The organism is Lentzea sp. NPDC036949, from assembly GCF_055608075.1.
Genome location: NZ_JBVJRA010000003.1, coordinates 577,779 through 590,511 on the forward strand (window position 1 = coordinate 577,779; position 12,733 = coordinate 590,511).

At 71.9% G+C, this 12,733-nt stretch carries 15 protein-coding genes; 12 read left to right on the top strand and 3 right to left on the bottom strand.

The genetic code is table 11. The annotated features are described in order from the left end of the window. Window position 1 precedes the first annotated feature (1 nt). The 3 genes from ACZ7CD_RS12210 to ACZ7CD_RS12220 are packed head-to-tail and all read left to right on the top strand — an operon-like array spanning window position 2 to window position 2,547. Window positions 2–1,231, top strand: coding sequence for an argininosuccinate synthase (locus ACZ7CD_RS12210; protein WP_360390061.1), 1,230 nt, complete (start codon window positions 2–4; stop codon window positions 1,229–1,231). Beyond that, window positions 1,228–2,130, top strand: coding sequence for a methionyl-tRNA formyltransferase (locus tag ACZ7CD_RS12215; protein ID WP_470378885.1), 903 nt, complete (start codon window positions 1,228–1,230; stop codon window positions 2,128–2,130). Before ACZ7CD_RS12210 ends, ACZ7CD_RS12215 begins: the two co-directional genes overlap by 4 nt. A 27-nt stretch (window positions 2,131–2,157) precedes the next feature. Continuing rightward, complete coding sequence (locus tag ACZ7CD_RS12220; RefSeq protein WP_360390054.1) at window positions 2,158–2,547, top strand: RidA family protein; 390 nt, start codon at window positions 2,158–2,160, stop codon at window positions 2,545–2,547. On the opposite strand, the gene ACZ7CD_RS12225 is transcribed toward ACZ7CD_RS12220, so the two are convergent. Both ACZ7CD_RS12225 and ACZ7CD_RS12230 read right to left on the bottom strand, forming a co-directional pair. After that, window positions 2,471–3,469 carry an aminotransferase class V-fold PLP-dependent enzyme gene (locus ACZ7CD_RS12225; RefSeq protein ID WP_470378886.1) on the bottom strand — a complete coding sequence of 333 codons (999 nt, stop codon included), beginning with the start codon at window positions 3,467–3,469 and terminating at the stop codon, window positions 2,471–2,473. The genes ACZ7CD_RS12220 and ACZ7CD_RS12225 overlap by 77 nt on opposite strands. Next, window positions 3,466–3,930, bottom strand: coding sequence for a DUF1453 domain-containing protein (locus tag ACZ7CD_RS12230; protein WP_470378887.1), 465 nt, complete (start codon window positions 3,928–3,930; stop codon window positions 3,466–3,468). Before ACZ7CD_RS12230 ends, ACZ7CD_RS12225 begins: the two co-directional genes overlap by 4 nt. 63 nt (window positions 3,931–3,993) lie before the next feature. Between ACZ7CD_RS12230 and ACZ7CD_RS12235 the strand changes: the two genes are divergently transcribed. Together ACZ7CD_RS12235 and ACZ7CD_RS12240 are read left to right on the top strand one after the other, a co-directional pair. Further along, the gene (locus ACZ7CD_RS12235; RefSeq protein WP_470378888.1) at window positions 3,994–4,590 is read left to right on the top strand and encodes a TetR/AcrR family transcriptional regulator; all 597 of its coding nucleotides are present in this window, start codon (window positions 3,994–3,996) and stop codon (window positions 4,588–4,590) included. Window positions 4,591–4,696: 106 nt separating this feature from the next. Further along, complete coding sequence (locus ACZ7CD_RS12240; RefSeq protein ID WP_470378889.1) at window positions 4,697–7,705, top strand: AfsR/SARP family transcriptional regulator; 3,009 nt, start codon at window positions 4,697–4,699, stop codon at window positions 7,703–7,705. Between the two features lie 36 nt (window positions 7,706–7,741). Here ACZ7CD_RS12240 and ACZ7CD_RS12245 read toward each other — a convergent pair whose 3' ends face one another. Continuing rightward, on the bottom strand, window positions 7,742–8,191 hold the full coding sequence (locus ACZ7CD_RS12245) for a winged helix-turn-helix transcriptional regulator (protein ID WP_360390039.1): 450 nt from the start codon (window positions 8,189–8,191) through the stop codon (window positions 7,742–7,744). 71 nt (window positions 8,192–8,262) lie between these two features. Between ACZ7CD_RS12245 and ACZ7CD_RS12250 the strand changes: the two genes are divergently transcribed. From ACZ7CD_RS12250 to ACZ7CD_RS12280, 7 genes are all read left to right on the top strand, one after another. Further along, window positions 8,263–8,775, top strand: a complete 513-nt coding sequence (locus ACZ7CD_RS12250) for a GNAT family N-acetyltransferase (RefSeq protein WP_470378890.1) — start codon at window positions 8,263–8,265, stop codon at window positions 8,773–8,775. Window positions 8,776–8,799: 24 nt separating this feature from the next. After that, window positions 8,800–9,261, top strand: coding sequence for an NlpC/P60 family protein (locus ACZ7CD_RS12255; RefSeq protein WP_360390033.1), 462 nt, complete (start codon window positions 8,800–8,802; stop codon window positions 9,259–9,261). Between the two features lie 92 nt (window positions 9,262–9,353). Next, window positions 9,354–10,829: a DUF8189 domain-containing protein gene (locus tag ACZ7CD_RS12260; RefSeq protein ID WP_470378891.1), complete on the top strand. Its 1,476-nt coding sequence runs from the start codon at window positions 9,354–9,356 to the stop codon at window positions 10,827–10,829. Window positions 10,830–10,944: 115 nt separating this feature from the next. After that, complete coding sequence (locus ACZ7CD_RS12265) at window positions 10,945–11,091, top strand: hypothetical protein (RefSeq protein ID WP_470375668.1); 147 nt, start codon at window positions 10,945–10,947, stop codon at window positions 11,089–11,091. A gap of 3 nt (window positions 11,092–11,094) precedes the next feature. Then, window positions 11,095–11,610, top strand: a complete 516-nt coding sequence (locus tag ACZ7CD_RS12270; RefSeq protein ID WP_360390029.1) for a hypothetical protein — start codon at window positions 11,095–11,097, stop codon at window positions 11,608–11,610. Between the two features lie 38 nt (window positions 11,611–11,648). Continuing rightward, window positions 11,649–12,221, top strand: coding sequence for a P-loop NTPase family protein (locus tag ACZ7CD_RS12275; protein WP_470378892.1), 573 nt, complete (start codon window positions 11,649–11,651; stop codon window positions 12,219–12,221). Beyond that, on the top strand, window positions 12,218–12,730 hold the full coding sequence (locus ACZ7CD_RS12280) for a hypothetical protein (RefSeq protein WP_360397679.1): 513 nt from the start codon (window positions 12,218–12,220) through the stop codon (window positions 12,728–12,730). The genes ACZ7CD_RS12275 and ACZ7CD_RS12280 overlap by 4 nt, the downstream gene beginning before the upstream one ends. The last annotated feature ends 3 nt before the right edge of the window (window positions 12,731–12,733 follow it).

Sequence of the window (12,733 nt, forward strand, 5' to 3'; positions counted from 1 at the left end):
CGTGGTCAACAAAGTGGTTCTTGCCTATTCCGGCGGTTTGGACACCTCGGTCATCCTGGCGTGGTTGAAGGAGACCTACGAGTGCGAGGTGGTCGCGTTCATCGCGGACCTCGGACAAGGTGAGGAGCTGGACAGGGCGAGGGACAAGGCGTACGCCATCGGTGCGGCGGAGGTGTTCGTCGAGGACCTGCGCGAGGAGTTCGCACGGGACTACGTCTTCCCGATGCTGCGGGCCAACGCCGTCTACGAGGACGGTTACCTGCTCGGCTCGGCGATCGGGCGGCCGTTGATCGCGGCCAAGCAGATCGAGATCGCGAAGACCGTCGGCGCGGACGCCGTGGCGCACGGCGCGACCGGCAAGGGCAACGACCAGGTGCGGTTCGAGCTCGCGTACCAGACGCTCAACCCGGACATCAAGATCATCTCACCGTGGCGGGAGTGGGACCTCAACACCCGCTCGCAGCTGCTCAAGTACGCCGCCGACCACGGCATCCAGATCGACAGCACCGGTGCGGCCGAGCGGCCGTACTCGGTCGACCAGAACCTGATGAACACCACCTACGAGGGCGAGGTGCTGGAAGACCCCGGCGCACTGCCCCCGCACGGCGTGTTCTTCCGGGTGCGCGACCTCGCGGAGGCACCGGACGAGCCGGAGCGCGTCACGATCACGTTCGAGGGCGGCGACCCGGTCGCGGTCGACGGCGTTCCGCTGAGCGCGACCGACACGTTCGGCAAGCTCAACGAGCTCGCGACGAAGCACGCGGTCGGCCGGGTCGACATGGTCGAGAACCGGATCATCGGCATCAAGACGCGTGGCGTGTACGAGACCCCCGGCGGTACGGTCCTGCTGACCGCGCGGCGCGCGCTGGAGGCGTTGACGCTCGACGGCGAGGTGGCGCTGCTCAAGGAGGAGCTGATGCCGCGCTACGCCAGGCTCGTCTACCGCGGTCTGTGGTTCGCCCCCGAGCGGGAGATGCTGCAGGCGGCGATCGACCACAGCCAGCAGAACATGTCCGGCGACGTCGAGGTGGCGCTGTACAAGGGGAACGTGAGCGTGCTGCGGCGCACCTCGCCGTTCTCCCGGCACAGCCGCAAGCGCGTGTCGTTCGAGGCGGGCGTGGGCGCGGCCGCCTACGAGCGGCACCACCCGGAGGGCTTCATCCGGATGAACGCGCTGCGCTTCGCGTCGGTCGCCGCGGCGGCCGACCCAGCGCCTGAGGGAGTTTCATGAGGATCGTCTTCTTCGGCTACGGCGAACTCGGCGCGGTGGTGCTCAGCGCGCTCGTCGAACACCACGACGTCGTGCTGGTGCTGACCCACCGCACCGAGTTCACCGGGCTCGGTGAGCCCCACGTGGCCGACCTGGTCGAGCAGCACGGGCTGCGGTCCGTGATCTCGTCGAACGGGCGCGAGCCCGAGCTCCCGGCACAGCTGCGGGAGCTAAGCGCGGACGTGATCGTGTCCACGAACTGGCGCACCCGGCTGCCCGGCGAGCTGCTGACCACCTCGCGGCTGGGCGCGTTGAACGTGCACGACGCGCTGCTGCCGAAGTTCTCCGGGTTCGGTGCCGTCAACTGGGCGGTGCGGGAGCACGAGAGCGAGACCGGCGTGACGGTGCACCTGATGGAACCCGAGCTCGACACGGGGCCCGTCGTGGTGCAGCGGGTCGTGCCGATCGGCGACCACGACACGGCCACTGAGGTCTACGAGCAGGTGACCGCGCAGTACGTGCCGGCGACGCTGGAGGCGCTGCAGAAGCTGGCCGCGGGCGACCGGGGCACCGCGCAGGACGCGTCGAAGCGCACGTTCTGGCACCGGATCACCGAGGACGACACCAGGATCGACTGGACGAGGAGCACCAGGGAGATCTACGACCTGGTCCGCGGCCAGTCCGACCCGTACGTGAACGCCTGGACGATGCTCGACGGCCGCAAGGTCGCGGTGAAGAGGGCCGCGCCGCCGTCGATGGGCTTCTGCGGCACGCCCGGCCGGGTCGTGCGGCAGGCGGACGGCGGTGTCGCGGTCGTGACGGGCACCGAGGGGATCATCCTGCTGGAGGTCCAGGTCGACGGCGAAGAAGCACGTCCGGCGGCTGAGGTGTTCAAGAAGATGGGCGGCCGGCTCACCTGATCGTGGCCATGCGGGAGGATGCGGTGCGTGCGTACCGCATCCTTCACGCCGATCAACACGGCGATCCCCAGTCCCGGTTACGTCCAGGCGGCCAGCGTGCCCGGCGGCAGCAAGCTGCTGTTCGTGAGCGGTCAGATCCCGGTCGACGCCGACGGCAACGTGCCCGACAACTTCGACGACCAGTGCCGCCAGGCGTGGGCGAACGTGTTCGCCGCGCTCGAAGCGGCCGGCATGGACCGCACGAACATCGTCAAGGCGACGACGTTCCTGTCCGACCGCAAGTACCGCGGCGCCAACTCCCGCGTGCGCCAAGAGGTCCTCGGTGACCACGAGCCGGCGGTCACGGTGATCGCCTGCGACATCTACGAGGAGGAGTGGCTCCTGGAGATCGAGGTCGTCGCGGCCACCAGCGGGTGAGCGACCGGATCTCCGCGAGCGTCCGGTCCACCTCCTCCGGTGTGTTCGTGATGGCGGCGCCGATCCGCGCATGGGGCCGCCGGTAGGGCGCGGTGGTGATCTGGATCCGTTTCCGCTCAAGTCGGGCGACGAGCTGGTCACCGGTCTGCCCGGTGACGTCGAAGCACACGAGCCCCGCGGACAGGTCCTGGTCGCGGGGCGTGTGCACGGTGACGCCGGGCAGCTCGGCAAGTCCTTCCTTGAACCGCGTGGCCAGCTCGGTGATCCGGGCGGCCACGCGGTCCCGGCCGAGCCGCCGGTGGAACTCGACCGCGGCCTTCACTGCGTAGAAGTGCTCGAACGCGTGGAACCCGCCCGGTCCCAGCAGGGCTGTGCCGCCGCGGCCGCCCAGGCTCGGCAGCAGTGGCACCACCTGGTCGCTCACCTGCGGGTTCACCCACGTCATGCCGGTGCCGCGCGGCCCGGACAACCACTTGTGCGTGCCCGCGACGAACACGTCCGTGCCGGTCCGCGCGGGGTCCTCGTCCACGGCGGCCAGCCCGTGCACGCCGTCGACGACCAGCAGGCAGCGGTCCTCCTGCGCGCGTCCCCTGTTCGCCTCGGCGACCACTTCGGCGCACGTGCGCACGGGCATGCGCAGGCCCGTGCCGGACTGCACCCGGGTGATGCCGACGGCACGGGTCCGCGGGGTGATCGCGCCGTGGAGCCTGGTCGTGATCTCGTCCTCGCGTCGAGCTTCCGCTTGAACGACTCGACCGCGTCGCGCACCTCGCGCGGGTTCGACGCCAGGTAGAACTGGCCGAAGTTCACCAGATCGGGGTCCAGCCGGAACTCGCGCCGCACGGCGCCCCAGTCCAGTTCCCGCGCGGCCGACGCTGCGCCGGTGCGACGGCGAGCAGTCCGGCCCCGACGAGGAAGTCACGACGATCCACGCCTGTCATGGAACCTCGCGAGCGGGCCCCGTGTCTCCTCCCGCGCGAACGGAACACCGGTGCTGAGCGCTTTCGCACCGATCGCGCACAGCTCGCCGAGCATGCTCACGCCGATCGACAGCTGCGTGGGCGCGTGCCCGCCGATCAGGAACCCCAGCCCGGTGCTCACGCCGATCGACGCCACCCACACGAGCAACGTCCACGGCGTGTACCGCTGCCACAGGTGCCCGTCGCGTTCGTAGAGCCTGGTCGTGATGCCCCGGAGCACGCCGAACGCGAACCCCGCCGCGAGCGGCAACAGGTAGCTCGCGTGGAAGTCCGTCGTCGCCCTGATCCCGAAGAACAGCAGGAACACGGGTGGCGCGAGGAGGTCCCTGGCGTTGAGCGGTTCACCCAGGAACCGGCGCACGAGCACGTACAGGACACCCGCTGCTATCAGCAGATACGTCATGGCTTCCCCCTAAGTAGCATGACCCTGCTACTTAAACTAGCAGGGTCGTGCTACAAAGTGGCCGTGTCTCCCCGAGTCGTCGATCCCGCCGCCCGCCGCAAGCACGTCGCCGAGGCGGTGTTCCGCGTCGTCGTGCGCGACGGCGTCGAGGGCGCCTCGCTGCGCACCGTCGCCCTGGAGGCGGGCCTCGCCATCGGCTCGGTCCGCCACTACTTCGACAGCCACGACGCGATGATCGTCTTCGCGGTCGAGGCGCTGGTGGACTCGATCGGCGCCCGCGTGCTGGCCCACGTCGAGCGGCTGGGCGAGGCCGAGGGCAGGCCGGGTGTGCTCGTCCTGTCGGAGGTGCTGCCGCTGGACGACCGCCGCCGCGACGAAGCCGTCCTGTGGCTGGCCTTCGCGACGGCGGCGCGCACCAGGCCGGCCCTGCTCCCGCACGCCGAACGGCTGTACGACGGGCTGCGGTTCCTCTGCGGGGAGGTCGTGCGGCGGATGGTCGCGGAGGGCACCGCCGCCGCGGACCTCGACGTGCGGGTGGAGGTCGAGCGGCTGGCGGCACTGGTGGACGGGCTCACCGTGGGCGGGGTGCTGCACCCCGATCGGATGACACCGGAACTGGCGGTGGCGTTGCTGCGCCGGCACCTGGAGTCGCTGCGGTAGCACCGGTCGTGGCCCGGAACGCCGAAACGCGTTGCCCCGAACGCCGAGTAGTGCATCCTCGTAGACGCACACGCGTGCTCATCTACTGGGGGATGGGGGTGTGGGCGTGAAAGCGCTCGTACTGGGGCCAGTCGAAGTGTGGGTCGGCGACAGACAGGTGAACCTCGGCGGACCGAAGCCGAGAACCCTGCTCGCCGCGTTGTTGTTGCAACCGAGGCAGGTCGTGCCGGTGGAACGGCTGATCGACCTCATCTGGGACGACCAGCCGCCGCAGACCGCGGTCGCGCTGGTGCACACCTACGTGTCGTCGTTGCGCAGGGCGCTCGACAAAGCGCTGATCACGCGCGCACCGGGGTACGTGCTCGACGTCGACAGCGATGCCGAGATGTTCGCCGGGCACGTCGCCACGGCGCGGCAGGCGGAGCGGGCAGGGGACCTGAGCACCGCCGTCGCGCACTACCGGCAGGCGCTGGCGCTGTGGCGCGGACCGGCGTTGCACGGGGTCGAGGCGCAGTTCGCACGGGGGCACGCGCTCGCACTCGGCGAGCAGCGGCTCAGCGCCGAGGAAGGCCTCGGCAGGTGTGAGCTGCACCAGGGCCGGGAGCAGGACGCGATCAGCAGACTCACTGCGTTGGCCAATGCGCACCCGGCGCGTGAGGAGACACGTGAGCTGCTCATGCGGGCGTATCACCGTGCGGGGCGCACAGCGGACGCGCTCGCGGTGTACCGGGAAGCCCGCGAGTACCTGCTGGACGAGCTGGGGATCGAGCCGGGCGAGAAGCTCAGGGACCTGCAGACCGCGATCCTGAACGGCACGATCGAGGAGTCGCCCGCCAGGGCGGTGCCGGCACCGGTCGTGGTCCGGCCGCAGGTGGTCCCGCACCACCTGCCGCCGGACATCAGCGACTTCACCGGCCGCGAGGAGGCGCTCAAGCAGGTCATGGCGCTGTGCGAGGCGCCGGCGGACAGCACCGCGACGCCGACGGTCGTGGTCTCCGGGTTCGGCGGGGCCGGCAAGTCGGCGCTGGCCGTGCACGCCGCGCACCTGTTGCGCCGCACCTACCCCGACGGTCAGCTGTTCGCCGACCTGCGCGGGGCCGGGCGCGACCTCGAACCGCAGGAGGTGCTCGGGCGGTTCCTCGGCCTGCTCGGCATCCCCGGCAACGACCAGCCGGCCGCACCGGACGAGCGCGTCGAGCTGTACCGGCGCATGGTCGCGGATCGCAGGCTGGTGGTCGTGCTCGACAACGCCAGGAGCGAGGCGCAGGTGAGGCCGCTGCTGCCGGGCAACGCCAACTGCTTCGTGATCATCACCAGCCGCAGCCGGCTCACCGGCCTGGAGGGCGCGGAACCGATCGAGCTGGGGTTCCTCGGCGAGGAGGTCTCCGCGGAGATGCTGAGCCGCATCGTCGGCACCGAGCGCGTCGGCGGTGAACCCGAGGCCGCGCAGCAGATCACGAGGCTGTGCGGCGGGGTTCCGCTGGCGCTGCGGGCAGCGGGCGCGAAGCTGCTCGCCCGGCCGCACTGGCCGCTGCGGACGCTGGCCAGGCGGCTGTCCGACGAACGGCGCCGGCTCGACGAGCTGGAGACGGGCGACCTGGCGATCCGCTCGTCGCTGCGGCTCAACTACGCCGAGCTGGACGCCCGGCACCGCAGGGCCTTCCACCTGCTGTCGCTGCTCGACCTGCCGGACTTCGGCGCGTGGGTCGCGGCGCCGTTGCTGGACATCCCGCCCTACGACGCCGAGGACGTCGTCGAGCACCTGGTGGACCTGCGGCTGGTGGACGTCGCGGGCGTCGACCAGCTCGGCCGGGTGCGCTACCGGTTCCACGACCTGGTGCAGCTCTTCGGCGCCGAGCAGGCGGCGGCGGAACCGGCGGAGGAGGTCGCGGCGGCCGTCGCGCGCACGCTCGCGACGTGGCTCGCGCTCGTGGAGACCGCGGTGCGGGCCTTGCCGCGCGTGACGCTCGGCCTGCGCCCTCCGCTCGCCCCGCCGGTCGAGGTGGACCCGCGGCTGGCCGAGGACGTCGAGGAGGACCCGACCGGCTGGCTGCACGCGGAGACCGGTGCGGTGGTGCGGGTCGTGGAACGCGCGCACGACCTCGGTGTCGACGAGCTGACCACGACCGTCATCGCGTCGCTGCTGTCGTCGCCCTTCGCTGCCCGCAACGAGTTCGGCAACTGGCAGCGCACCCACGAGGTCGCGCTGCGGGCCGCCCGCGACCGCGGCAACCGGCGTGCGGAGGCGGTGCTGCTGGCCGGGCTCGGGCAGCTGCGCTACGAGCAGGACGACTTCGTCGAGGCGTTGCGGAACTTCGAGCAGGCCGCGGAGATCGCGCGGGACATCGGCGAGACCGCGACGCTCGCCGTCGCGTGCGTGGGCATGGGCACGGTCCTGCGCGACCTCGCGGAGTTCGAACCGGCCCGCGAGCTGCTCGGCCAGGCGATCGCGCTGGGGGACGAGGGGGTCGTCGCCGCCGCGAGCTACGGCGTCGGTGCGATCCACCGCGACCACGGCGACCTCACCGAGGCGGTCGCGGCGTTCGAGCGGTGCGTCGAGCTCTACCGGCGGCTCGGCGACCAGCGCGGTGAGGCGCTGGCGTTGCGCGGGCTGAGCCTGTGCCACCGCGCGGAGGGGACGTACGTGCGGGCGGTGGAGCTCAGCCGGGACGCGGAGCGCGTCCTGCGCGCCGCCGGGGACGAGCTCGGTGCCACGTACGCGGTCCAGTCGCTCGCCAAGGCGGCGCTGCGGGCGGGTGAGGCCGCCGGTGTCACCGACGTCGAGGACCTGCTGGCCGGGTGCCTGGAGGTCTGCACCCGCCAGCACGACCGGTTCGGCGTGGCGCTCGTGACGAGGACGCTCGGCGAGGCCGCGCTGGCGCGGGGCAGCGACGACGAGGCCGCCGGCCTGTTGCGGGACGCGCTGGACCGGTGGACCGCGCTGGGGCTGCCGATCTGGCGGGCCCGCACGATGCGCGACCTCGCCGCCGCGACCGGGGACGAGGAGGCCTGGGCCGAGGCCAAGGCGCTCTTCACCGGGCTGCGCGCACGGGAGGCGGGGGAGCTGGCGGGGCTCAGCGCCGTCGAGTGGCGGGCGGCGCACCTGCCCGAGTGAACCACGGCCTCGCCCGGCGCCACCCGCCGGGCGAGGTCACCCGCGCGCCGTCACGTGCACGTCCCGCGCGGTCAGCTCGGCCCCGCAGTCCGCGCACTCGACCTTCGCCCGCACGCCACCGCCGCAGTCGCGGTGCTCCAGCGTGAACGACTCGTCCTCCTGCTCGGTCAACATCCACTTCTCGCCCCACGTCCGCAGCGCCATCAGCACCGGGTAGAGGTCCTTGCCCTTCTCCGTGAGGCGGTACTCGTGCCGTGTGCGCCCATCGGCCTGGTACGGCACGCGCTTGAGCACGCCCTCGTCGAGCAACATGCTCAGCCGGTCGGTCAGCACGCTGCGGGAGATCTCCATCGTCGTCTGGAAGTCCTCGAACCGCCGGGTGCCCAGGAATATTTGGCGGAGCAGCAACAACGTCCAGCGCTCGCCCAGCAGTGCGGCCGGGCGGCCCAGCGTGCACGGCAGGCTGGCGAAGCTCGCGTACGACATGCCCCCAGGATATCCCTTGCGTTCGTTTTTCGAACTCAGCTACAGTTCGGATTCCGAACTCAGGGGGTCTCATGCGCGTCGCCGAACTCGACCGGACCACGGCGCCGGCGGCGGTGGACGCCGTGTTCGCCGGTCTGTCGGCACGAAGCCGCTTCCAGCGCTTCCACTCGCCGACACCGCGCCTCACCGCCGCCGCGCGCCGGGTGCTGGTGGACGTCGACGGCACCCGGCATGCCGCCGTGTGCGCCCGCGTCGGCGATGACCCGATCGGCATCGCCCGCGTCATCCGCACCGGCGAGCGCGGCGCGGAGATCGCCGTCGCCGTCGTCGACCGCTGGCAGCGCCGCGGCGCCGGCCGGCGGTTGCTGGAGGCGCTGACCGAGGTGGCCGCCCGGCTGGGGTTCGCGGAGCTGCACGGCGACGTGCTGCCCGGCAACCACGCGATGCTCGCGCTGGTCCGCAAGGTGCTGCCCGGTGTGCAACTGAGCGAGGAGATCGACACGATCCGGCTGAGCTACCCGCTCGCCTGGGCCACCGCCGAGGTCACCGACGCGGACCTTATAGCGAGTTTGCAGGGCATTTAGAGGTCGGTGCTCGACCATGGCCCCGTGACAACTGCACGCACCGCCGGACGCAGGATCGGCCGCGCCGAGATCGTGGAACGCGCGTGCACGTGGCTGCGCGACTCGGTCCCGTACGGGCAGGCGAAGTACCACGCGAACGAGCACGGCATCTACCGCGCCGACTGCTCCGGGTTCGTGTCGATGGCCTGGGGCCTGCCCGGCAAGCCGGACGACCGCCACGGCGGCCTCGACACCCCCGGTCTCGCCGGTGTCAGCGCGGCGGTCGAGCGCACCGAGCTGCGCGCGGGCGACATCGTCCTGCGCACCGACGGCACCAACCTGACCCGGCACGTCGTGATCTTCGCGGCGTGGGCGGAGGAACGAGACCGGTACTGGGCGTACGAACAGGCGGGCGGGCACCGCACGCGGCTGCGGGTGGTCCGGTACCCGTACGACAGCGCGGAGGAGCTGTACGTGCCGCGGCGGTACCGCGGCGTCCTCGACTGACCGCCGACCGGCCGTTCACGGTTGACCGGCCGGCCGAACTCGGGCCGTTCGACCGGACCAAAACTTCACACCGCCTTGCTACGGTGACCGGCATGAGATCGCTGGGGATGTTGGCGGTCGCCGCGGCGGCCATCACGTTCGGCTCGTCGCTGGCCATGCCCGACGTCGCGGTCGCGGCCGCTGAGGGTGGCGCGCACTGCGGGACGTACGCGGCGAACTCGAAGATCACGCGCAGCGAGGTCCTCGCGCGGTCGCGGACGTGGATCAGCGCGCGGGTGCCCTACAGCCAGAGCGACTGCTTCGGCAACAAGTACGGCGCCTACCGCACCGACTGCTCCGGCTACGTGTCGATGGCGTGGGGCCTGCGCATCTCCTACACCACCCACATCCTCGAACAGGTCGCGCACCGCATCGACTGGGAGGACCTGCGCCCCGGCGACGCGTTGAACGACCGCCTCAACCACGTGGCGCTGTTCATCGGCTGGGCGGACGCCGCCAAGACCCGGCCGATCGTGCGCGAGCAGGCAGGCCCGGACGGGTCCCGTCCCGTGCAGCGGGTGTGGAGCGCCGCGACCGCGAGCCGGTACGTGCCGTTGCGCTACAACGGCCTGGTCGAGTCCGGCGGCGCCGGCGCGGTCACCGGCGACACCCCGGTCACCGACGCGCCGGCCGTGAGCAGCGGCCCGCAGATCTCCAACACCGCCGCGCAGTCGCTCGAGGTCTACGCGCGCGCCGCGGACGGCACGATCATCACGAACTTCCACAAGACGAGCCGCTGGGCCGGCTGGCAGCAGCTGGGCCCCGAGCTCTTCGCCGGCGACCCGGTCGCGCTGCTCAACCCGGCGACGAAGATCGTCGAGCTGTACGCGCGCGGCACCGACGGCCGGGTCTACCACCGCGCCGACGGCAAGTGGCTCGCGCTCGGCGACACGGCCGTGGCCGGCAACCCCGTGCTGCGCTGGAACGACAAGGACAAGGCCGTCGAGGTGCTCGCCCGCGGCGTGGACGGCGCGCTGCTGCGGTTCGCGGCCGGCCGCTGGGACGCGCTGGGTGACCGCAAGGTCGCCGGCGACCCCGCCGTGCTCGACAAGGACGTCTACGCCCGCAGCGACGACGGCAAGCTCGTGAAGTTCGACGGCGAGAAGTGGCAGGACCAGGGCGACGTGCAGATCGTCAGCGACCCGAGCGTCGCCGTCGACCAGGTCTTCGTCCGCAGCGCAGCCGGCAGCGTCGAGCAGTACGCGGCGGGCGTGTGGAAGACCCTCGGCGGCAAGGGCGTCGGTGCCCCGTCGGCGGTCTACAACACGACGACGGGCTCGATCGACGTGCTGCAGCTCGGCGCGGAGGGCCAGGTCGAGCACTCGCGTGCCACCGACAGCGGCTGGACCGCGTGGACCAAGCTCGGCACGACCAAGGTCTCCGGGGCGCCGACCGCGATGTACCACGCGCAGACCAAGACCATCGAGGTCTTCGCCCGCACCGACGACGGCAAGCCGATCCGCCGCTTCTACAAGGAGAAGGCGGGCTGGAGCCAGTGGGCGCTGCTCGGCGACCGCACGGTCGGCTGAGCCGCCGCAGCGGAGAAGGGGTCACGGCGAACCGCCGTGGCCCCTTTCGCGTTCGCGGGTCAGCAGGTCCTGGAGGGCACCCGAACGCACGGGCCGGGCGCCAAGGCGAGGACGGGTGCCTGGCCAACCGCTCGCGCACGCCCTGCTGCCCGCCCGCCGCGACGGTGACCGGATCGTGCTCGACGGAATCGACCGGGAGGTGGTGCGCGCCGCCGAGAAGATCGCTACGTTCGCGGAACTCGGTTGCGGTTTCGGAAGGTAGCCCGTGGACACCTACATCGACCTCAGGGACGTCCGGCTCACCGGTTTCGCGAGCCAGGGCCTGATCGCCCTCGTCGCCGCGGAGTCGGTGTGGGGCGCGGTGAACGACTGGTCCGGCGGCTCGTCGACGTGGAGCTTCCTGGCGCAGGTGCTCTACCTGCCCGCCGCCGTCGCGTTCGTGCTGTGGTTCCGCAACGCCACCCACAACGCCGAGGCCATCGCGCTGCGCGGGGTCCGGACGATCACCGACGTGTGGCGGGCCAGCGACCCGTCGCAGCGCAGCAAGCCGTTCGCCGAGCGCACCACCAGTCCGTTGATCAAGCCGTGGCAGTGCGCGTTCCTCGCGATGGTGCTGACCGACCTGCTGGAGACACTGCTGCTCGACACCGGGGCGTACCTGGTGTTCTCGACGCTGTCCACGGTGGCGGCCGTGGTCGCAGCGGGACTCGCGTGCTTCCTCGTCTGGCGCATCTCGTGGATGCAGCTGCAGTTCGCGGTGCCGCGGCCCCAGCGCCGCTGACCGTGTTGTGATCACGGGGTTCCCGTTAGCCTGACCCGATGCCGTTGCTCGGACCAGCAGACCCGCTGCCGCACGTGCCCCGGCGCATCCTGGTCGCCGGGAACGCCGGCTCCGGCAAGTCGACGCTGTGCCGGCGCATCGCCGCACTGCGCGGTGTCCGCTACGTCGAGCTCGACCGGCTGTACTGGGGTCCACAGTGGACACCGCGGCCGGAGTTCGCCGGCGAGGTCGCCGAGTTCGCGCACCAGGACCGGTGGGTGACGGAGTACCAGTACAAGGAGGTGCGCCGCGAGCTGGCCGCGCGCGCCGACACGGTCGTCTGGCTCGACCACCCGTTCGCGACGGTGATGACCCGGCTCGTGCGCCGGACGGTCCGGCGGCGGGCGGGGCGGGTGGAGTTGTGGAACGGTAACCAGGAGTCGTCGCTGTGGTCGGTGTTCACGGACCCCGAGCACATCCTGCGGTGGGGCTGGAAGTCCTACAGGCGCAACCGGGCCAGGGTGCGGGCGCTGGTGGGCCAGGTCGTCGTGGTGCGGTTGAGCGGGCAGGGGCAGGTGGAGCGGTGGCTGACCGGGCCGCTGGCCGCCGTCGGTGAGGAGCGTGCGCGGTGAGGACGGCACTGGTGCTCGGCGGCAGCGGGATGCTGGCCGGCTGCGCGGGACGGCTGGTGGCACGCGGGTGGCAGGTGGTGCTGCCGTGCCGCACCCGGCCGCTGGCCGCCGACGACGGTCCCGGCCGCGCCGCGCGGGCGTCGGTGTCGCGCGGGCACCGGCCGACCTGGGTCAAGGCGGACTGGGCCAAACCGGCGGAGCTGGCCTCCGAGGTCGGGTACGAGCTGGCCGGCCGCCCGGTGAACCTGCTGGTGGCGTGGGTGCACGCGAGCTACCGGACCGCCGTGCTCACCGCCGTCGCACCGCTGTTGGCCGAGCACGCGCCGGTCGTGGAGGTGCACACGTCCGCACCGGTGCCCGACGCCGTGCTGAGCGCGCACCCCACCCAGCAGGTCCTGCTCGGCCGCTTCGCGCACGACGCCGCCCGGCACGTCGGCCAGGCCGTGCTGGATGCCGTCGTGCGAGCGCTGGAGGGCAAGCCGCCCTCGCTGCACCAGGCCGGTTCCTGAGCG

Bases quoted from the DNA above. Each gene is read 5' to 3' on its own strand.
- ACZ7CD_RS12260 (WP_470378891.1), top strand. From the start codon at position 9,354: ATGAGATCGCTGGGGATGTTGGCGGTCGCCGCGGCGGCCATCACGTTC.
- ACZ7CD_RS12275 (WP_470378892.1), top strand. From the start codon at position 11,649: ATGCCGTTGCTCGGACCAGCAGACCCGCTGCCGCACGTGCCCCGGCGC.
- ACZ7CD_RS12245 (WP_360390039.1), bottom strand. From the start codon at position 8,191: ATGTCGTACGCGAGCTTCGCCAGCCTGCCGTGCACGCTGGGCCGCCCG.
- ACZ7CD_RS12250 (WP_470378890.1), top strand. From the start codon at position 8,263: ATGCGCGTCGCCGAACTCGACCGGACCACGGCGCCGGCGGCGGTGGAC.
- ACZ7CD_RS12215 (WP_470378885.1), top strand. From the start codon at position 1,228: ATGAGGATCGTCTTCTTCGGCTACGGCGAACTCGGCGCGGTGGTGCTC.
- ACZ7CD_RS12230 (WP_470378887.1), bottom strand. From the start codon at position 3,930: ATGACGTATCTGCTGATAGCAGCGGGTGTCCTGTACGTGCTCGTGCGC.